Source organism: Bacillus sp. FSL W8-0770, assembly GCF_038008705.1.
GTDB classification, from domain to species: domain Bacteria; phylum Bacillota; class Bacilli; order Bacillales; family Bacillaceae_G; genus Bacillus_A; species Bacillus_A cereus.
Map to the genome: position 1 here is coordinate 292501 of NZ_JBBOZR010000001.1, position 20152 is coordinate 312652.

Below are 20152 nucleotides of genomic sequence, written 5' to 3' on the forward strand. Positions count from 1 at the left end.
AACTCGGCAAAATGACCCCGTAACTTCGGGAGAAGGGGTGCTTTCTTAACGGAAAGCCGCAGTGAATAGGCCCAAGCGACTGTTTAGCAAAAACACAGCTCTCTGCGAAGCCGTAAGGCGAAGTATAGGGGGTGACACCTGCCCGGTGCTGGAAGGTTAAGGAGAGGGGTTAGCGTAAGCGAAGCTCTGAACTGAAGCCCCAGTAAACGGCGGCCGTAACTATAACGGTCCTAAGGTAGCGAAATTCCTTGTCGGGTAAGTTCCGACCCGCACGAAAGGTGTAACGATTTGGGCACTGTCTCAACCAGAGACTCGGTGAAATTATAGTACCTGTGAAGATGCAGGTTACCCGCGACAGGACGGAAAGACCCCGTGGAGCTTTACTGTAGCCTGATATTGAATTTTGGTACAGTTTGTACAGGATAGGCGGGAGCCATTGAAACCGGAGCGCTAGCTTCGGTGGAGGCGCTGGTGGGATACCGCCCTGACTGTATTGAAATTCTAACCTACGGGTCTTATCGACCCGGGAGACAGTGTCAGGTGGGCAGTTTGACTGGGGCGGTCGCCTCCTAAAGTGTAACGGAGGCGCCCAAAGGTTCCCTCAGAATGGTTGGAAATCATTCGTAGAGTGCAAAGGCATAAGGGAGCTTGACTGCGAGACCTACAAGTCGAGCAGGGACGAAAGTCGGGCTTAGTGATCCGGTGGTTCCGCATGGAAGGGCCATCGCTCAACGGATAAAAGCTACCCCGGGGATAACAGGCTTATCTCCCCCAAGAGTCCACATCGACGGGGAGGTTTGGCACCTCGATGTCGGCTCATCGCATCCTGGGGCTGTAGTCGGTCCCAAGGGTTGGGCTGTTCGCCCATTAAAGCGGTACGCGAGCTGGGTTCAGAACGTCGTGAGACAGTTCGGTCCCTATCCGTCGTGGGCGTAGGAAATTTGAGAGGAGCTGTCCTTAGTACGAGAGGACCGGGATGGACGCACCGCTGGTGTACCAGTTGTTCTGCCAAGGGCATAGCTGGGTAGCTATGTGCGGAAGGGATAAGTGCTGAAAGCATCTAAGCATGAAGCCCCCCTCAAGATGAGATTTCCCATAGCGTAAGCTAGTAAGATCCCTGAAAGATGATCAGGTTGATAGGTTCGAGGTGGAAGCATGGTGACATGTGGAGCTGACGAATACTAATAGATCGAGGACTTAACCATATAATATGTAGCAATGTTATCTAGTTTTGAAGGAATATGCCTTCATAGTTTGGTGATGATGGCAGAGAGGTCACACCCGTTCCCATACCGAACACGGAAGTTAAGCTCTCTAGCGCCGATGGTAGTTGGGACCTTGTCCCTGTGAGAGTAGGACGTCGCCAAGCAAGAACCTAAGTCATTTTGACTTAGGTTTTTTTGTGTTTATTTTTATTTACCGAATGCTATAATCCATAAATTTAATAAAGCTAAAGACGAAAAAGAATGAAATAGCCACTAAAGTAATACTTAAAATAGGACACATTATTTCTATCATAAGTATATATTTTAAATAATGAGATGCTATAAATAAGTATTTAATAATTACAGAAATTACTACAATAGAGAAAAATAAATAGGATAATAGCATAGTTCTTTCTTTAACAGTTATCCTCCTTAGAAATTAAATCGTTATAATAATACAAGAGTGTATATATTTTGATTTAAAACATACTGAAGTGCCATTTAAAAGATTATACGTAAAATAGATGTCTAGAAATATATATTCTAATTCCCTTTTCTTCTTGCATATAGTTGCAATTCTTCTTTTGAATATAACTAAAACACGAACGTTATTGACTACTAATAAAAAAACATTCGATTATTTATTGACATTGTTTATGAAATATTGTTAATATAACCATAGAAACAATAATATAAGACCTCATATAATCGCGGGGATATGGCCTGCAAGTCTCTACCTAACGACCGTTATTCGTTAGACTATGAGGGAAAGTCACTCGGTATTTTTCTATTCACAAGGGATACGTATGCCTGAGTAGAGCGCTTTCTCTCATAGTAAAAGAGAAACTGTTCTATTTCAGGCTTTTTTTATTTGAATCGGGGGGATTCTAATATGAAATCACTAGTTGGAGTCATAATGGGAAGTACGTCAGACTGGGAAACAATGAAATATGCTTGTGACATTTTAGATGAATTAAATATACCGTATGAGAAAAAAGTTGTATCCGCTCATCGGACTCCGGATTATATGTTTGAATATGCAGAGACGGCTCGTGAACGTGGATTGAAAGTTATTATTGCTGGAGCTGGTGGAGCAGCACATTTACCAGGAATGGTTGCAGCGAAGACAAATCTTCCTGTAATTGGAGTTCCAGTTCAATCAAAAGCATTAAACGGCTTAGATTCATTATTATCCATCGTCCAAATGCCAGGAGGTGTTCCAGTTGCAACTGTTGCAATTGGTAAAGCCGGTTCAACGAATGCTGGATTACTTGCCGCACAAATACTTGGATCATTCCATGATGACATACATGATGCATTAGAATTGAGACGAGAAGCGATTGAAAAAGATGTGCGTGAAGGTAGTGAGCTAGTATGACGAGAATCATTTTACCTGGAAAAACAATCGGCATTATTGGAGGCGGCCAGCTAGGAAGAATGATGGCATTGGCAGCTAAGGAGATGGGATATAAAATTGCTGTTTTAGATCCTACAAAGCATTCGCCATGTGCACAAGTTGCTGATATTGAAATTGTTGCACCATATGATGATTTAAAAGCAATTCAGCATTTAGCAGAGATAAGTGATGTTGTCACATATGAATTTGAGAATATTGATTATAGATGTTTACAATGGCTTGAAAAACATGCGTACTTACCACAAGGTAGTCAGTTGTTAAATACAACGCAAAATCGTTTTACAGAAAAGAATGCGATTGAGAAGGCTGGGTTACCAGTAGCAACGTATAGACTAGTTCAAAATCAAGATCAGCTTACAGAAGCAATTGCTGAGTTATCATTCCCTTCTGTCTTAAAAACGACGACAGGTGGATATGATGGGAAAGGACAAGTTGTTTTAAGAAGTGAAGCTGATGTTGAGACAGCAAGAAATCTTGTGGATAAAGCAGAATGTATTTTAGAGAAATGGGTGCCTTTTGAAAAAGAAGTATCAGTTATTGTGATTCGTAGTGTAAGTGGTGAAACAAAAGTGTTTCCAGTAGCAGAAAATATTCATGTAAATAACATTTTACATGAATCTATCGTTCCAGCTCGCATTACAGAAGAGCTTTCTCAAAAAGCAATTGCTTATGCAAAGGTACTTGCGGATGAATTAGAACTTGTGGGAACACTATCTGTAGAGATGTTTGCTACAGATAATGGTGAGATTTATATTAATGAATTAGCGCCAAGACCTCACAATTCAGGACACTATACACAGGATGCATGTGAGACGAGTCAATTTGGTCAACATATTCGAGCAATCTGTAATTTACCTCTAGGAGAAACAAATTTGTTAAAACCAGTTGTCATGGTAAACATTTTAGGCGAACATATAGAAGGGGTCCTAAGACAAGTGAATAGATTAACCGGGTGCTATTTACACTTGTATGGAAAAGAAGAAGCAAAAGCACAGCGAAAAATGGGGCATGTTAATATTTTAAATGATAATATTGAAGTCGCTCTAGAAAAAGCGAAGAGTTTGCATATTTGGGACCATCAAGAACAACTGTTGGAGGGAAAAAGATGATTAGTCGTTATACACGCCCTGAAATGGGTGCGATTTGGACGGAAGAGAACAAATTTAAAGCGTGGTTAGAAGTTGAGATTTTAGCTTGTGAAGCATGGGCTGAGCTTGGCGATATTCCAAAAGAAGATGTTAAAAAAATTCGTGAACATGCATCATTTGATATTGATCGTATTTATGAAATTGAAAAAGAAACACGTCATGACGTAGTTGCATTCACTCGTGCTGTATCCGAAACGCCAGCATTAGGTGAGGAACGTAAATGGGTTCATTACGGTTTAACATCTACAGACGTAGTAGATACAGCGTTATCTTACATTTTAAAACAAGCGAATGAAATCATATTAAAAGACTTAGAAAACTTTGTAAGCATTTTAGCTAACAAAGCGAAAGAGCATAAATACACAATCATGATGGGAAGAACACATGGTGTTCATGCAGAACCAACAACATTTGGTTTAAAACTTGGTCTTTGGTATGAAGAAATGAAACGTAACGTAGAGCGTTTCAAACAAGCTGCTGATACAGTTCGTGTTGGTAAACTATCTGGTGCGGTTGGTACATATGCAAATATCGATCCATTCGTAGAAAAATATGTTTGTGAAAACTTAGGATTAGAAGCAGCACCAATTTCAACACAAACATTGCAACGTGATCGTCACGCACACTACATGTCAACACTTGCACTAATTGCAACATCTATCGAAAAGATGGCAGTTGAGATTCGTGGTTTACAAAAGAGTGAAACACGTGAAGTTGAAGAAGCTTTCGCAAAAGGTCAAAAAGGTTCTTCTGCAATGCCACATAAACGTAATCCAATTGGTTCTGAAAATATGACTGGTTTAGCTCGTGTTATCCGCGGTTATATGATGACAGCTTACGAAAATGTTCCATTATGGCATGAGCGTGACATTTCTCACTCTTCGGCAGAACGCGTAATTTTACCAGATGCTACAATCGCATTAAATTACATGTTAAATCGCTTTGGTAATATCGTTAAAAACTTAACTGTATACCCAGAGAATATGAAACGCAATATGACAAGAACATACGGCTTAATTTATTCTCAGCGCGTAATGCTTACACTAATTGACAAAGGTATGGTACGTGAAGAAGCTTATGATATCGTACAGCCTAAAGCGATGGAAGCTTGGGAAACACAAGTACAATTTAAAGAGCTTGTAGAAGCTGATGAGCGTATTACAAGCAAGTTAACACAAGAAGAAATTAATGAATGCTTCAACTATGAGCATCATATGCAACACGTTGATACAATCTTTGAACGCCTTGGATTAAACGAAGCGTAAAATTTCATATGGCACAGAATAGAGTCATTCTGTGCCATTCTTTATAAAAACATTATTCACATTTTTCAAACTACAGGGGGCTTGCGAAATGCAAAAGCTAGAATTGCTGTATGAAGGTAAGGCAAAAAGAATTTATCGTACAGAATCAGCAGATATGGTTTGGGTAGAGTACAAAGATAGTGCGACTGCTTTCAATGGGGAGAAAAAAGAGACGATTACAGGAAAAGGTCGTTTGAACAATGAAATTACAACTTTATTGTTCAGAAAGTTACAAGAAGTGGGAATTAAAACACATTTTGTTGAGAAGTTATCTGAAACAGAACAACTTGTTAAAAAAGTGAGTATTATTCCTTTAGAAGTTGTCACAAGAAATGTAATTGCAGGAAGTCTTTCAAAACGATTAGGAATGGAAGAGGGAACTGTACTTGCAGAACCAATCGTAGAATTTTACTTCAAAGATGATGATTTAGGAGATCCGCTTGTAACGGAAGATCATATTCGTGTATTAAACGTTGCATCACCAGAGCAAGTAAGTGTATTACGAGATATGGCTCTACAAATCAATCAAGTGTTGATTGATCATTTCGCAAGCTGTCGTGTAAGATTAGTAGATTTTAAATTAGAGTTTGGTGTAACAGAAGAAGGAGAAATCATTTTAGCGGATGAAATTTCACCAGATACTTGCCGTTTATGGGATGAAACGAGCAATGAAAAGTTTGATAAAGACGTATTCCGTCGCGATCTTGGAAATTTAACAGATGCTTATGAAGAGATTTTAAAACGTTTAGGGGGAATTTCACATGTATAAAGTTAAGGTATATGTAACATTAAGAGAAAGCGTATTAGATCCACAAGGAACAGCAGTAAAAGGAGCACTTCATAGTCTTTCATTCACAGAAGTACAAGACGTTCGAATCGGAAAGTACATGGAACTAACAATTGATAAATCTGTATCTGATTTAGATAGCAAGGTAAAGGAAATGTGTGAAAAACTATTAGCGAACGTTGTAATGGAAGACTTCCGTTATGAAGTTGAGGAGGTTGTCGCACAGTGAAATTTGCCGTAATAGTATTTCCGGGTTCGAACTGTGATGTCGATATGTTCCATGCAATTAAAGATGAGCTTGGCGAAGAAGTAGATTACGTTTGGCACGATACAGAGAATTTAGATGAATATGATGCAATTCTACTACCAGGCGGATTTTCTTATGGTGACTACTTACGCTGCGGTGCTATTTCTCGCTTTGCTAATGCAATGAAAGCAGTGCAAAAAGCTGCTGAGCAAGGAAAGCCGATTTTAGGTGTATGTAATGGATTCCAGATTCTTGTTGAATCAGGATTACTACCAGGAGCGTTAATGAGAAACGAAAACTTAAAATTTATGTGTCGCACTGTTCAGTTGCGAGTTGAAAATAATGAAACGATGTTTACATCACAATATGGAAAAGATGAAGTAATTAATATTCCAATCGCGCATGGTGAGGGGAATTACTATTGTGACGAAGCGACTCTTAAACAATTAGAAGAGAACAATCAAATCGCATTCCGTTACGTAGAAAACCCTAACGGTAGCGTTTCAGATATTGCTGGTATTGTAAATGAAAAAGGAAATGTACTTGGTATGATGCCACACCCAGAGCGTGCTGTAGATGAATTACTTGGCGGTGCTGAAGGGTTAAAAGTCTTTCAATCTATCTTAAAACAGTGGAGGGAAACATATGTCGTTAATGCTTGAACCAAATCCAACACAAATTAAAGAAGAGCGTATATATGCGGAAATGGGGCTAACAGACGAAGAGTTTGCCATGGTTGAAAAGATTTTAGGTCGTCTGCCAAATTATACAGAAACAGGGTTATTCTCTGTAATGTGGTCTGAACATTGTAGTTATAAAAATTCGAAACCAGTTCTTCGTAAGTTTCCAACGACAGGTGAGCGCGTTCTGCAAGGACCTGGAGAAGGTGCTGGAATTGTAGATATCGGTGATAATCAAGCAGTTGTATTTAAAATGGAAAGTCATAACCATCCTTCAGCTATTGAACCATATCAAGGAGCTGCAACAGGTGTTGGTGGTATTATTCGTGACGTATTCTCTATGGGAGCACGTCCGGTAGCTCTATTAAACTCACTTCGTTTCGGTGAATTACAGTCACCACGTGTGAAATATTTATTCGAAGAAGTAGTAGCAGGAATTGCAGGATACGGTAACTGCATCGGTATTCCGACTGTTGGCGGCGAAGTACAATTTGATCCATGTTATGAAGGAAATCCACTTGTAAATGCAATGTGCGTAGGTTTGATTAACCACGAAGACATTAAAAAAGGGCAAGCGCACGGTGCTGGTAACACAGTAATGTACGTAGGAGCATCAACTGGTCGTGACGGTATTCACGGTGCAACATTCGCGTCGGAAGAACTATCTGAAAGCTCAGAAGCGAAACGTCCAGCGGTTCAAGTAGGGGATCCATTTATGGAAAAACTTCTTATTGAAGCGTGTTTAGAATTAATTCAATCCGATGCACTTGTTGGAATTCAAGATATGGGTGCGGCTGGTTTAACATCATCTTCTGCAGAAATGGCAAGTAAAGCAGGAATGGGTATTGAAATGTACTTAGATGATGTACCACAGCGTGAAACAGGAATGACACCATATGAAATGATGCTATCTGAATCACAAGAGCGTATGTTAATTGTCGTGAAAAAAGGTAGAGAACAAGAAATAGTAGATTTATTTGAGAAGTATGGTCTTGCAGCGGTTACGATGGGGAAAGTAACGGAAGATAAAATGCTTCGTTTATTCCATAAAGGTGAAAAGGTAGCTGAAGTTCCAGCAGATGCTTTAGCAGAAGAAGCACCAATTTATCATAAGCCATCAAAAGAAGCAGCATACTTTGCTGAATTCCAAGCAATGAAAATGGAAACGCCAAAAGTAGAAAATTATAAAGAAACGTTATTCGCTTTATTACAGCAACCAACAATTGCAAGTAAAGAGTGGGTATACGATCAATACGATTACCAAGTTCGCACAAGCACAGTTGTTACGCCAGGTTCAGATGCTGCAGTTGTACGTGTACGCGGTACAGAAAAAGGATTAGCAATGACGACAGATTGTAACTCTCGCTACATTTATCTAGACCCAGAGATGGGCGGTAAAATTGCAGTAGCAGAGGCAGCGCGTAATATCGTATGTTCTGGAGGAGAGCCACTTGCAATTACAGATTGCTTAAACTTCGGTAACCCAGAAAAACCAGAAATCTTCTGGCAGATTGAGAAATCAGTAGACGGTATGAGTGAAGCTTGTCGCACATTACAAACACCAGTTATCGGCGGAAACGTATCGATGTATAACGAGCGTAGTGGTGAAGCTGTATATCCAACACCAACTGTTGGGATGGTCGGACTTGTGCATGACTTAAAACATGTAACAACACAAGAGTTTAAGCAAGCTGGTGATTTAGTGTATGTAATTGGTGAGACGAAAGCTGAGTTTGGCGGAAGTGAATTACAGAAAATGATTCACGGCAAAATTTTCGGTCAATCACCAAGTATCGATTTAGATGTAGAATTAAAACGCCAAAAACAAGTATTAGAAGCAATTCAAGCTGGTCTTGTTCAATCTGCACATGATGTTGCTGAAGGTGGTTTAGCAGTTGCGATTTCAGAAAGTGCAATTGGTGCTAAAGGCTTAGGTGCTACTGTGAAATTAAATGGAGAAGCAACAGCAGCATTATTCGCTGAATCACAGTCTCGCTTCGTGATAACTGTAAAACGTGAAAATAAAGAGGCGTTTGAGAAAGTGGTAGAAGCAATCCAAGTTGGAGAAGTAACAAGTACAAATGAAGTAACAATTCATAATGAAGAAAATGAAGTATTACTTACAGCAAATGTAGATGAAATGAGAAAGGCTTGGAAAGGGGCAATCCCATGCTTGCTGAAATAAAGGGGTTAAACGAAGAATGTGGCGTTTTCGGAATTTGGGGGCATGAAAATGCAGCACAAGTTTCATACTACGGATTGCACAGTTTACAGCACCGTGGGCAAGAAGGCGCAGGCATTGTCGTAAATAATGGGGAAAAAATCGTCGGTCACAAGGGGTTAGGTTTAATATCAGAAGTGTTTTCAAGAGGTGAGCTAGAAGGATTAAATGGAAAATCAGCAATCGGACATGTACGATATGCAACAGCTGGTGGAAGTGAAGTTGCTAACGTTCAACCATTGTTGTTCCGTTTTTCCGATCATAGTATGGCGTTAGCTCATAACGGAAATTTAATTAACGCAAAAATGCTTCGTCGTGAATTAGAAGCAGAGGGCAGTATTTTTCAAACTAGTTCAGATACAGAAGTACTTTTACATCTTATTAAACGTAGCACGAAAGATTCTTTAATTGAAAGTGTAAAAGAGGCTTTAAATAAAGTGAAAGGTGCGTTTGCGTATCTTTTACTAACTGGAAATGAAATGATCGTTGCATTAGATCCGAATGGGTTCCGTCCGCTTTCAATTGGAAAGATGGGGGATGCTTACGTTGTAGCATCTGAAACATGTGCTTTTGATGTAGTAGGTGCAACATACATTCGTGATGTAGAACCGGGTGAATTACTTATCATTAATGATGAAGGAATTCACGTAGATCGTTTCACAAACGATGTAGAACATGCAATTTGTAGTATGGAATATATTTACTTTGCACGACCAGATTCTAATATTGCAGGCGTTAATGTTCATGCAGCACGTAAGAATATGGGGAAACGTTTAGCGGCAGAAGCTCCTATTGAAGCAGATGTTGTTACTGGTGTACCAGACTCTAGTATTTCAGCTGCGATTGGCTATGCGGAGGCGACAGGTATTCCATATGAGTTAGGATTAATTAAAAATCGTTACGTTGGACGTACGTTTATTCAACCTTCTCAAGAACTGCGCGAGCAAGGGGTTAAGATGAAGCTTTCCGCAGTAAGAGGTGTAGTTGAAGGGAAACGAGTTGTTATGATTGATGACTCTATCGTAAGAGGAACGACAAGTAAACGAATTGTTCGTATGCTTCGTGAGGCTGGAGCGACAGAAGTTCACGTAAGAATTGCTTCACCACCTCTGAAATATCCATGTTTCTATGGCATTGATATTCAAACGAGAAAAGAATTAATTGCAGCAAATCATACAGTAGAAGAAATCCGTGAAATGATCGGAGCAGATTCTTTAACATTTTTAAGCGAAGATGGATTAGTAGATGCAATTGGACGTCCATATGAAGGGAAATATGGCGGCCTATGCATGGCTTACTTTAATGGGGACTATCCAACAGCTCTTTATGATTATGAGCAAGAGCTTTTAGAAAGCATGAAATAAGAAAAGTGAGAAAAGCTTCTACTTCTTTTGATGTAGAAGCTAGATCCTTTCTTAAAATAGCCCGCCCTGGATGGGGAGAAATTAAAAGACGAGGTGTAAATAACGATGGCGAATGCATATAAGCAAGCAGGAGTAGATATTGAAGCTGGATATGAAGCGGTATCTCGCATGAAAAAACACGTACAAACAACTATGAGAAAAGAAGTACTAGGCGGTTTAGGCGGTTTTGGAGGTATGTTTGATCTATCAAAATTTGCATTAGAAGAACCTGTATTAGTATCTGGAACAGATGGCGTGGGAACGAAATTGATGCTCGCTTTTATGGCAGATAAACATGACACAATTGGTATTGATGCAGTAGCAATGTGTGTAAATGATATTGTTGTCCAAGGAGCAGAGCCGCTTTTCTTCCTTGATTATATTGCTTGTGGTAAAGCTGAACCTAGTAAAATTGAAAACATCGTCAAAGGTATATCAGAGGGCTGTCGCCAAGCTGGTTGTGCATTAATCGGTGGAGAAACAGCTGAAATGCCAGGAATGTATTCTACGGAAGAATATGATTTAGCTGGTTTTACAGTTGGGATTGTTGATAAAAAGAAAATTGTAACAGGTGAAAAGATTGAAGCTGGTCACGTGCTAATTGGCTTAGCATCTAGCGGTATTCATAGCAATGGTTACTCTTTAGTACGAAAAGTGTTATTAGAAGATGGGGAACTATCTTTAGAGCGTATTTATGGCCGCTTAGAACTACCTCTTGGTGAAGAATTATTAAAACCAACGAAAATTTATGTCAAACCTATTTTAGAACTATTGAAGAAACATGAAGTATACGGTATGGCGCATATTACAGGTGGTGGATTTATTGAAAATATTCCACGCATGTTGCCAGAAGGAATCGGTGCTGAGATTGAACTAGGATCTTGGGAAATTCAGCCGATCTTTAGTTTGCTTCAAGAAGTTGGAAAACTGGAAGAGAAAGAAATGTTCAATATTTTTAACATGGGTATTGGTATGGTAGTAGCAGTGAAGGAAGAAGATGCAAAAGATGTTGTTCGTCTTCTTGAAGAGCAAGGAGAAATGGCTCGTATTATTGGACGTACTATACAAGGAGCTGGCGTTACTTTTAATGGGGGCACAGCACTATGAGTAGATTAGCAGTTTTTGCTTCTGGAAGTGGATCTAACTTTCAATCTCTCGTTAATGCGGTAGAAGAAAAAAGATTGGATGCAGAAATTAGTTTATTAGTATGTGATAAACCAGAAGCACGAGCTGTTGGACGGGCAAATTATCATCATATTCCGTGTTTTGCTTTTTCAGCGAAAGCATATGAGTCAAAAGAAGCGTTTGAAAAAGAGATATTAAAGAAGCTAGAAGAATATGAAATTGATTATGTTATTCTAGCTGGATATATGCGTTTAATCGGGCCGACGTTACTAGAAGCATACGGCGGGAAGATTATTAATATTCATCCATCATTACTACCGAGCTTTCCGGGTAAAGATGCTGTCGGTCAAGCGTTAGAAGCAGGTGTGAAAGTAACTGGAGTAACAATTCATTATGTAGATGCAGGTATGGATACAGGGCCAATTATTGCACAAGAAGCAGTGGTTGTTTCTGAAGGGGATACGAGAGAAAGCTTACAAAAGAAAATTCAACAAGTTGAACATAAATTATACGTAAATACAGTGAATCAAATTGTTCAGTCTGTGAAAGAATCAACTGTTAACTAACATACAACCAGGGGTGAAGGATAAATGAAAAAGCGTGCATTAGTAAGTGTTTCAGATAAAACAGGAGTAGTAGAATTTGTTAAAGGGTTACTAGAACAAGGGATTGAAGTTATTTCAACAGGTGGTACGAAAAAGTTACTAGAAGAAAATGGCTTACAAGTAATCGGCATTTCTGAAGTAACTGGTTTCCCTGAAATTATGGATGGCCGTGTGAAAACATTACATCCAAATATTCATGGTGGTCTATTAGCAGTTCGTGATAATCAAACACATGTAACACAAATGAATGAGTTAGGTATAGAGCCAATTGACTTTGTTGTTGTTAACTTATACCCATTTAAAGAAACAATCGCTAAGCCTGATGTAACATTTGCTGATGCAATTGAAAATATTGATATCGGTGGCCCGACAATGATTCGCTCTGCTGCGAAAAATCATAAATTTGTATCGGTAATTGTAGATCCAGTAGATTACGATGTTGTATTAGCAGAACTGAAAGAAGACGGTGAAGTAAAAGAAGAAACGAAACGTAAATTAGCAGCGAAAGTATTCCGTCATACAGCGGCATATGATGCGTTAATCTCTAACTACTTAACAGAGCAAATGGGTGAAGAAAGTCCAGAAACATTAACTGTGACATTTGAGAAAAAGCAAGACTTACGTTATGGCGAGAACCCACATCAAAAAGCAACTTTCTATAAAGCGCCATTCGCAGCAACTTCTTCTGTTGCATACGCAGAACAATTACACGGTAAGGAATTATCGTATAACAATATTAATGATGCAGACGCAGCGCTTAGCATCGTAAAAGAATTTACAGAACCAGCAGTAGTAGCAGTAAAACATATGAATCCATGTGGTGTTGGAGTAGGAACTAATATTCACGAAGCATATACTCGTGCTTATGAAGCAGATCCAGTATCAATCTTCGGCGGTATTATCGCAGCAAATCGTGAAATTGATAAAGCTACAGCAGAAAAGTTACATGAAATTTTCTTAGAAATTGTTATCGCACCTTCGTTCTCACAAGAAGCTTTAGAGGTGTTGCAAAGTAAGAAGAACTTACGTTTATTAACTATAAATATTGAAAAAGCGACAAGTGCAAGCAAAAAACTAACTTCTATACAAGGTGGACTTCTTGTTCAAGAGGAAGATACGTTATCATTAGATGAAAGTACAATTTCAATTCCAACGAAACGTGAACCTTCAGAGCAAGAATGGAAAGATTTAAAACTAGCTTGGAAAGTTGTAAAACATGTGAAATCAAACGCAATTGTTTTAGCGAAAGATGATATGACAATTGGTGTTGGTGCGGGACAGATGAACCGTGTAGGTTCTGCAAAAATCGCAATTACACAAGCTGGTGAAAAAGCACAAGGTAGCGCGCTTGCATCTGATGCTTTCTTCCCAATGCCAGATACATTAGAAGAAGCAGCAAAAGCAGGAATTACAGCAATCATTCAACCGGGCGGATCAATCCGTGATGAAGATTCTATTAAAGTGGCAGATACTTATGGGATTGCTATGGTGTTCACTGGCGTACGTCATTTCAAACACTAATAGAGGATGTTTAAAAAGTCCGGTTAAGATAACCTTCGCATGTCGTCGTTGCATCGCCAGTGCGGTACTCATGTAGGAAAGCTACACTCCGTGTCCTCCTGGCAAATGCGCCTAGACCTGCTTGGTTCTCTTAATCCTCTTTTTAAACCTTTATTGATATGGATGTTTAAAAAGTCCGGTCGAGATAACCTTTTATTGATATGAAAAAGCAAACTAGGAGCATAGCTTCTAGTTTGTACTTATTTAATTATTGGGGGATGAAATATGAATGTTTTAGTAATTGGCCGCGGTGGGCGTGAGCATGCTTTAGCTTGGAAGTTTGCACAATCTGAAAAAGTAGAAAAGGTATATGTAGCACCAGGTAATGAAGGTATGAGAGATGTTGCAACACCAGTTGATATTGATGAAAATGATTTTGATGCATTAGTTTTATTTGCAAAAGAGAATAATGTTGAGTTAACTTTCGTTGGACCAGAAATTCCGCTTATGAATGGAATTGTTGATCGTTTTAAAGAAGAGGGACTTCGCGTATTTGGTCCGAATAAAGCGGCTGCTGTTATTGAAGGTAGTAAAGCTTTTACAAAAGAGCTTATGAAAAAGTACGATATTCCAACTGCGGCGTACGAAACTTTTACAGATTATGAAGAAGCAGTACAGTACATTCAAAAAGTTGGTGCACCAATCGTTATTAAAGCTGACGGCCTAGCTGCTGGTAAAGGTGTAACGGTAGCGATGACGCTTGAAGAGGCATTACAAGCTGTGAAAGAAATGCTGCAAGATGTGAAATTCGGCGCGGCAAGTAAGAAGGTTGTTATTGAAGAGTTTTTAGATGGACAAGAATTTTCATTAATGGCATTCGTGAATGGAACAACTGTACATCCAATGGTAATCGCCCAAGATCATAAAAGAGCTTTTGATGGTGATAAAGGTCCAAATACGGGTGGAATGGGTGCATATTCTCCAGTACCACAAATTCCAGAATCAGCAGTTCAAGAAGCGATTCAAACTGTATTGCATCCAACTGCTAAGGCGATGATTGAAGAAAACCGTTCGTTTACAGGTATTTTATACGCAGGTCTTATTTTAACAAATGATGGTCCGAAGGTAATTGAATTTAATGCACGCTTTGGTGATCCTGAAACAGAAGTTGTATTACCTCGATTAGAAAACGATTTAGTTGATGTATGTAACGCTGTATTAGATGAAAGTGAACTAACGTTACAATGGTCAGAAGAAGCGGTAATCGGTGTTGTACTTGCTTCTAAAGGATATCCAGAAGCATATAAAAAAGGTGATATTATTAGCGGACTAGATGCACTGCAAGATGTGATTGTTTTCCATGCAGGTACAGCAATGAAACATGGGGACTTTGTAACGAACGGTGGCCGTGTATTATTTGTTGCTTGTAAGGCAAATAGTTTACAAGAAGCAAAAGATAAAGTATATAAAGAAATCGGTAAAATTGAGAGTGATGGTCTATTTTATCGAAGTGATATAGGATATCGTGCAATTGGGCATGAGATGACGAAAAGTTAATATGTAAAAATCCCGCTGAGGAATCAGCGGGATTTTTTATGCATCTTTATCTTTTTTTAATTTCCCTTTTTGCTTTGCCATTTCTCGAAGTAAATACTCGATGTGTGCATTGACGCTACGAAATTCATCATTTGCCCATTTTTCGATGACTGCGTGTAATTCAGGATCAATACGTAATGGAAAGCTTTTCTTTTTAGCCATAATTACTTATAGCCCTTAGTATAGGCTTCCTGTATTAATAACTGGCTGCGCACCTTTATCTGAAACGATGGCAACTAATAAGTTGTTTACCATATTTGCTTTACGCTCGTCATCGAGTTCTAGTACGCCTTCTTCATCTAACATATGGATGGAATCTTTCGCCATCTTCACAGCACCTTCAACAATTTCTTTTCTAGCAGCTAATACTGCTTTTGCTTGCTGGCGTTGTAGCATTGCATGGGCAATTTCTGTTGCGTAAGCTAAGTGCGTTAAACGAGTTTCTAATACTTCTACACCAGCAATTTCAAGACGCGCCTCTAACTCACGTTTTAATTCTTCAGAGATTTCTTCAGTATTTCCGCGTAACGTAACGCAGGTTTCATCTTGGAAATTGTCATAAGGATATTTTGTTGCAACATGGCGGATTGCCGTTTCGCTTTGAATTTCTACAAATCGATCATAATGTTCAACACCAAACATTGCTTTTGCAGAATCAACAACTTTATATACGATAACAGCTGCAATTTCAATTGGATTTCCATCAACGTCATTTACTTTTAATTTTTTACTGTTAAAGTTTTCAACACGTAAAGATACAGTTTGACGGAATGCGAACGGAATCGTTAAAAATAAACCGTTTTGACGAATTGTTCCTAAATAATTACCGAAGAACGTAATAACCTTCGCTTGATTCGGTTGAACAATACCGATACCTGTAGCGAGAACTGCGGCTAATATAATAGTTAGTGCCGCTCCTATGAAAATTTCTTGTGCAAGGAAAAATACACCGATAGCAGCTAAAATCAAAATTCCAATAATACCGAGAAAACCATTTACATAAAATACTTGTTTTTCTTTCATATGATCGCCTCCTGATATAAAAATGATATCACTTTTATATCATTTTAAGCAAGAGGTATGCATCTAATTTTCTGAATTTTATTGGTTGATATCTTTTATATACATTTTAAGGTTCAAAAAGAGAATGTACGTTCTGTTTTGTGGTAAAATAAAGAAGACTTAACCGCCCACTGCAGCAGCTAAGTCCCTTTGAGAGCATCTTGCATCGTGACAAATGATTCAAAGCGGTTTTGCCAGGATTATATCTTCAATCGCTGACTCAATCTCTTTGTCAGAAGCGTCATAACTTCCTTTTGACTCTGGCTTGTCATGAGTGGAAGTTTGATTCACTTCTTCTTTAGCATGTCCTTTTTCAGCAAAATTCATGCTAGGCATTTTAAATGCCCCCATGTTCATGTATTTTCCGAATTTCCACATTTCAACAACAGGGCAGAAACGAACAATTCCTTCTGCAACTTTCATTGCACCAATCCATAGAAAAATGTTAGACCAAGTGCACCACGGCTTGCGTACAAGTTTAGTTGCACTACATCCGAAGAGGACGAGCCCAAGTGTAATTCGAATTAGAGCGTTTATTGTCCCGATATTTTGCTTCATTAGAAAAACACTCCTTTTTATGAAAGTTGAAATAGATAATACTATTTCTTTTATTAGTATCCCGTTTGATTTTTGGGATATGTAATCCAACATTTGACGTGGAAAAAGATGTTGGAATGTGCGTGTGTGTAAGTAACTTTTTTTGTTATAATGAAAGAATGCATAAAAGAAACTTCAAAATTAAATCCTCTAGTTTAAAAAATATGGAAGAGGTAATTCCAAACTTAATTCTCCGTTTTAAACAAATATTTAAGATGAAGTTAAAACAATAATGATGAAAATAAACTGTTATTTTGAACAGAAATATATATAACTAGAGAAAAGGAAGGGTGTTTTCATGTACGATATTTCCGGATGGAAACATGTATTTAAGCTTGATCCAAATAAGGAGTTAAGCGATGAACATTTAGAAATGATTTGTGAGTCTGGAACTGATGCGGTTATTGTAGGCGGAAGTGATGGAGTTACAATTGATAACGTATTACACATGCTAGTTAGCATTCGTAGATATGCAGTTCCTTGTGTATTAGAGGTTTCTGATGTAGAAGCAATTACACCAGGATTTGATTTTTATTACATCCCAAGTGTTTTAAATAGCCGAAAAGTAGAATGGGTAACAGGTGTTCATCATGAGGCATTGAAAGAATTTGGGGATATTATGGACTGGGACGAAATTTTTATGGAAGGGTATTGTGTTTTAAATCCAGAAGCGAAAGTAGCCCAGCTTACAGAAGCGAAATGTGATGTAACAGAAGATGACGTTATTGCATATGCTCGTTTAGCAGACAAGCTATTACGTTTACCGATATTTTATTTAGAATATAGCGGTACGTATGGAGATGTTGAACTTGTTAAAAATGTAAAAGCAGAATTGAAACAAGCTAAGTTATATTATGGCGGTGGTATTTCTAATGCAGAACAGGCGAAAGAAATGGCACAATATGCTGATACAGTAGTTGTTGGAAATATTATTTATGATGATATAAAATCGGCGTTAAAAACAGTTAAAGCAGTAAAAGGAGAGTAGGTGCAGGCGTATATGAGTATGACAGATAAGTTATTAAACGGTTTAAATCCACAGCAACAAAAAGCAGTACAAACAACGAATGGACCACTTCTATTAATGGCAGGTGCAGGTAGTGGTAAGACACGTGTGTTAACACATCGTATTGCGTATTTACTTGGTGAAAAAGGTGTAGCACCATGGAATGTACTAGCTATTACCTTCACAAATAAAGCAGCTCGTGAAATGCGTGAGCGTATTGATACACTTGTGGGACCAGAAGCAGAAGATATTTGGATTTCGACGTTTCACTCTATGTGTGTACGTATTTTACGACGCGATATCGATCGTATTGGTATTAATCGTAACTTTACAATCTTAGATTCAGGTGATCAGCTAACTGTAGTCAAAAAAATTATGAAAGAGCGCAATGTTGATCCGAAGAAATTTGAGCCGCGCTCTATTTTAGCGGGTATTAGTAATGCGAAAAATGAACTGTTATCTGCGGATAAATATGCAAAAAAAATTACAATGGCTGATCCATATGAAAAATTAACGAGCGATGTATACACAGAGTATCAAAAGCGTCTTTTGAAAAATAATTCATTAGACTTTGATGATTTAATTATGACGACGATTCAGCTATTTGAACGTGTTCCAGAAGTATTAGAGTTTTATCAGCGTAAGTTCCAATATATTCATGTTGATGAGTATCAAGATACGAATAAAGCGCAATATCTTCTTGTTAAACATTTGGCAGCGCGTTTTAAAAATCTTTGCGTTGTGGGTGACTCTGACCAGTCTATTTATCGCTGGCGTGGTGCAGATATTTCTAACATTTTGTCATTCGAAAAAGACTATGAGAATGCACAAGTAATTCTGTTAGAACAAAACTATCGTTCGTCACAAAATATTTTAAATGCAGCGAATGCTGTTATTGAAAAAAATACGAATCGTAAGCCGAAGAAATTATGGACAGACAATCAAGTTGGAAGTAAAATCTCGTATTATCGTGCTGCAACTGAAAAGGACGAAGCGTATTTTGTTGCAAAAAAAATTCGTGACGATATTCAAATGGGGAAACGAAAATATACTGATTTTGCAGTGCTATATCGTACGAATGCTCAGTCTCGTATGGTCGAGGAGATTTTCCTTAAATCTAACATTCCATATAAAATTGTCGGGGGTACGAAGTTCTACGATCGTAAAGAGATTAAAGATATTTTGGCGTACTTACGTTTAATCGGTAATCCAGATGATGAAATTAGTTTTGCACGTATTATAAATGTGCCAAAGCGTGGCATTGGTGCGACTTCTATCGATAAAATTATTAATTACGGTGTGCAAAATGGAATTTCATTAACTGCTGTATTTGATGAGATTGAGCATGTTGGAGTAAGTGCAAAAATTACAAAGGCAGTAAAAGAATTCGCGAATTTATTAAATAACTGGGTAAATATGCAAGAGTATTTATCTGTTACAGAATTAGTAGAAGAAGTTATTGAAAAAACAGGCTATCGCGATATGTTGAAAAATGAACGTTCTTTAGAAGCGGAAGGTCGTTTAGAAAACTTAGACGAGTTCTTATCTGTTACGCAAACATTTGAATCTCAAAGCGAAGATAAGAGCCTTGTTGCATTCTTAACAGATTTAGCACTTGTTGCTGATATTGATCGTGTAGATGAAGACCCAACTGCTGGTGAAGAAGTTATTTTAATGACGATGCACTCGGCGAAAGGATTAGAGTTCCCGGTTGTCTTTATTGTTGGCTTAGAGGAAGGGATATTCCCTCATACTCGTTCTCTTATGGAAGAGGATGAAATGCAAGAAGAACGTCGTCTTGCTTATGTAGGTATTACTCGTGCAGAAGAAGAGCTATATTTATCTAACGCGCAAATGCGTACATTATTTGGTAGAACAAGTATGAACGCTGCGTCTCGATTTATTACAGAAATCCCGACAGAACTAGTGGAATCATTAAATGAAACAGCGCCGAAGCGTGAAACATCGTTTGGTACAAAAGGCAGAACGGCAAGTAGCGGCAAAACGACAATCACAACAGCAACACGCTCTCGTTCAGCTTTCGCGCGCCCTGCAGCTAAGACGACAGGCGGCGAACAAATTGGCTGGGCAGTAGGAGATAAAGCTTCCCACCAAAAATGGGGAGTCGGTACAGTTGTAAGTGTAAAAGGTGAAGGTGATGCAAAAGAATTAGATATTGCGTTCCCAAGCCCAATTGGTGTTAAACGTTTGTTAGCAAAATTTGCACCTGTGACGAAACAATAGGAAAG

At 38.5% G+C, this 20152-nt stretch carries 17 protein-coding genes, 2 rRNA genes, 1 pseudogene and 1 riboswitch (1 of these 21 cut by a window edge); of the genes and pseudogenes, 16 read left to right on the forward strand and 4 right to left on the reverse strand.

Going from position 1 to position 20152, the window contains the following annotated elements; translation table 11 throughout:
- A 23S ribosomal RNA gene (locus NST27_RS01625) occupies positions 1-1205 on the forward strand; it begins 1717 nt to the left of the window's first position.
- A gap of 48 nt (positions 1206-1253) precedes the next feature.
- Positions 1254-1369 (forward strand): 5S ribosomal RNA (gene rrf / locus NST27_RS01630).
- A gap of 43 nt (positions 1370-1412) precedes the next feature.
- On the opposite strand, the pseudogene NST27_RS01635 reads toward rrf, so the two are convergent.
- Positions 1413-1611: pseudogene (locus NST27_RS01635) on the reverse strand (hypothetical protein).
- Positions 1612-1885: 274 nt separating this feature from the next.
- Positions 1886-1987, forward strand: a riboswitch (purine riboswitch).
- 110 nt (positions 1988-2097) lie between these two features.
- On the opposite strand from NST27_RS01635, the gene purE reads away from it, so the two are divergent.
- The 12 genes from purE (at position 2098) to purD (ending at position 15199) form a co-directional block, all read left to right on the forward strand.
- Positions 2098-2583: a 5-(carboxyamino)imidazole ribonucleotide mutase gene (gene purE, locus NST27_RS01640; RefSeq protein WP_000839367.1), complete on the forward strand. Its 486-nt coding sequence runs from the start codon at positions 2098-2100 to the stop codon at positions 2581-2583.
- Positions 2580-3731: a 5-(carboxyamino)imidazole ribonucleotide synthase gene (gene purK, locus NST27_RS01645; RefSeq protein WP_000196771.1), complete on the forward strand. Its 1152-nt coding sequence runs from the start codon at positions 2580-2582 to the stop codon at positions 3729-3731. The genes purE and purK overlap by 4 nt, the downstream gene beginning before the upstream one ends.
- A complete protein-coding gene (purB, locus tag NST27_RS01650; RefSeq protein ID WP_000625682.1) occupies positions 3728-5035 on the forward strand; it encodes an adenylosuccinate lyase in 1308 nt (435 codons plus the stop codon). The genes purK and purB overlap by 4 nt, the downstream gene beginning before the upstream one ends.
- Positions 5036-5123: 88 nt before the next feature.
- Positions 5124-5843 (forward strand): phosphoribosylaminoimidazolesuccinocarboxamide synthase, encoded by a 720-nt coding sequence (gene purC, locus NST27_RS01655; protein ID WP_001170544.1) that lies wholly within the window; start codon positions 5124-5126, stop codon positions 5841-5843.
- Positions 5836-6090, forward strand: coding sequence for a phosphoribosylformylglycinamidine synthase subunit PurS (gene purS / locus NST27_RS01660; RefSeq protein WP_000278823.1), 255 nt, complete (start codon positions 5836-5838; stop codon positions 6088-6090). The genes purC and purS overlap by 8 nt, the downstream gene beginning before the upstream one ends.
- Entirely contained in the window at positions 6087-6770 is a 684-nt protein-coding gene (gene purQ, locus NST27_RS01665) for a phosphoribosylformylglycinamidine synthase subunit PurQ (protein WP_000666787.1), read from the forward strand. Before purS ends, purQ begins: the two co-directional genes overlap by 4 nt.
- Positions 6754-8973: a phosphoribosylformylglycinamidine synthase II gene (gene purL / locus NST27_RS01670; RefSeq protein ID WP_047385538.1), complete on the forward strand. Its 2220-nt coding sequence runs from the start codon at positions 6754-6756 to the stop codon at positions 8971-8973. Before purQ ends, purL begins: the two co-directional genes overlap by 17 nt.
- Positions 8958-10373, forward strand: a complete 1416-nt coding sequence (purF, locus tag NST27_RS01675; protein WP_000879025.1) for an amidophosphoribosyltransferase — start codon at positions 8958-8960, stop codon at positions 10371-10373. Before purL ends, purF begins: the two co-directional genes overlap by 16 nt.
- Before the next feature lie 105 nt (positions 10374-10478).
- A complete protein-coding gene (purM, locus tag NST27_RS01680; RefSeq protein WP_001262439.1) occupies positions 10479-11519 on the forward strand; it encodes a phosphoribosylformylglycinamidine cyclo-ligase in 1041 nt (346 codons plus the stop codon).
- Positions 11516-12103, forward strand: a complete 588-nt coding sequence (gene purN / locus NST27_RS01685; protein ID WP_000088589.1) for a phosphoribosylglycinamide formyltransferase — start codon at positions 11516-11518, stop codon at positions 12101-12103. Before purM ends, purN begins: the two co-directional genes overlap by 4 nt.
- A 24-nt stretch (positions 12104-12127) precedes the next feature.
- Complete coding sequence (gene purH / locus NST27_RS01690) at positions 12128-13663, forward strand: bifunctional phosphoribosylaminoimidazolecarboxamide formyltransferase/IMP cyclohydrolase (protein ID WP_000745442.1); 1536 nt, start codon at positions 12128-12130, stop codon at positions 13661-13663.
- Between the two features lie 264 nt (positions 13664-13927).
- Positions 13928-15199 carry a phosphoribosylamine--glycine ligase gene (gene purD / locus NST27_RS01695; RefSeq protein WP_001101977.1) on the forward strand — a complete coding sequence of 424 codons (1272 nt, stop codon included), beginning with the start codon at positions 13928-13930 and terminating at the stop codon, positions 15197-15199.
- A gap of 36 nt (positions 15200-15235) precedes the next feature.
- Here the strand turns inward: purD and NST27_RS01700 are convergent, their stop codons facing one another.
- The 3 genes from NST27_RS01700 to NST27_RS01710 all read right to left on the reverse strand — a co-directional run bounded on the left by NST27_RS01700 (position 15236) and on the right by NST27_RS01710 (position 16858).
- Positions 15236-15400: a toxin-antitoxin system HicB family antitoxin gene (locus NST27_RS01700; RefSeq protein ID WP_001085171.1), complete on the reverse strand. Its 165-nt coding sequence runs from the start codon at positions 15398-15400 to the stop codon at positions 15236-15238.
- A gap of 15 nt (positions 15401-15415) precedes the next feature.
- Entirely contained in the window at positions 15416-16261 is an 846-nt protein-coding gene (locus tag NST27_RS01705) for an SPFH domain-containing protein (RefSeq protein WP_000660669.1), read from the reverse strand.
- Positions 16262-16480: 219 nt separating this feature from the next.
- Positions 16481-16858 (reverse strand): YgaP family membrane protein, encoded by a 378-nt coding sequence (locus tag NST27_RS01710; protein ID WP_000812345.1) that lies wholly within the window; start codon positions 16856-16858, stop codon positions 16481-16483.
- 337 nt (positions 16859-17195) lie between these two features.
- Here NST27_RS01710 and NST27_RS01715 point away from each other — a divergent pair, with 337 nt between their 5' ends.
- Both NST27_RS01715 and pcrA read left to right on the forward strand, forming a co-directional pair.
- Positions 17196-17885: a heptaprenylglyceryl phosphate synthase gene (locus tag NST27_RS01715; protein WP_000272103.1), complete on the forward strand. Its 690-nt coding sequence runs from the start codon at positions 17196-17198 to the stop codon at positions 17883-17885.
- Between the two features lie 12 nt (positions 17886-17897).
- Entirely contained in the window at positions 17898-20147 is a 2250-nt protein-coding gene (pcrA, locus tag NST27_RS01720) for a DNA helicase PcrA (protein ID WP_002100669.1), read from the forward strand.
- The last annotated feature ends 5 nt before the right edge of the window (positions 20148-20152 follow it).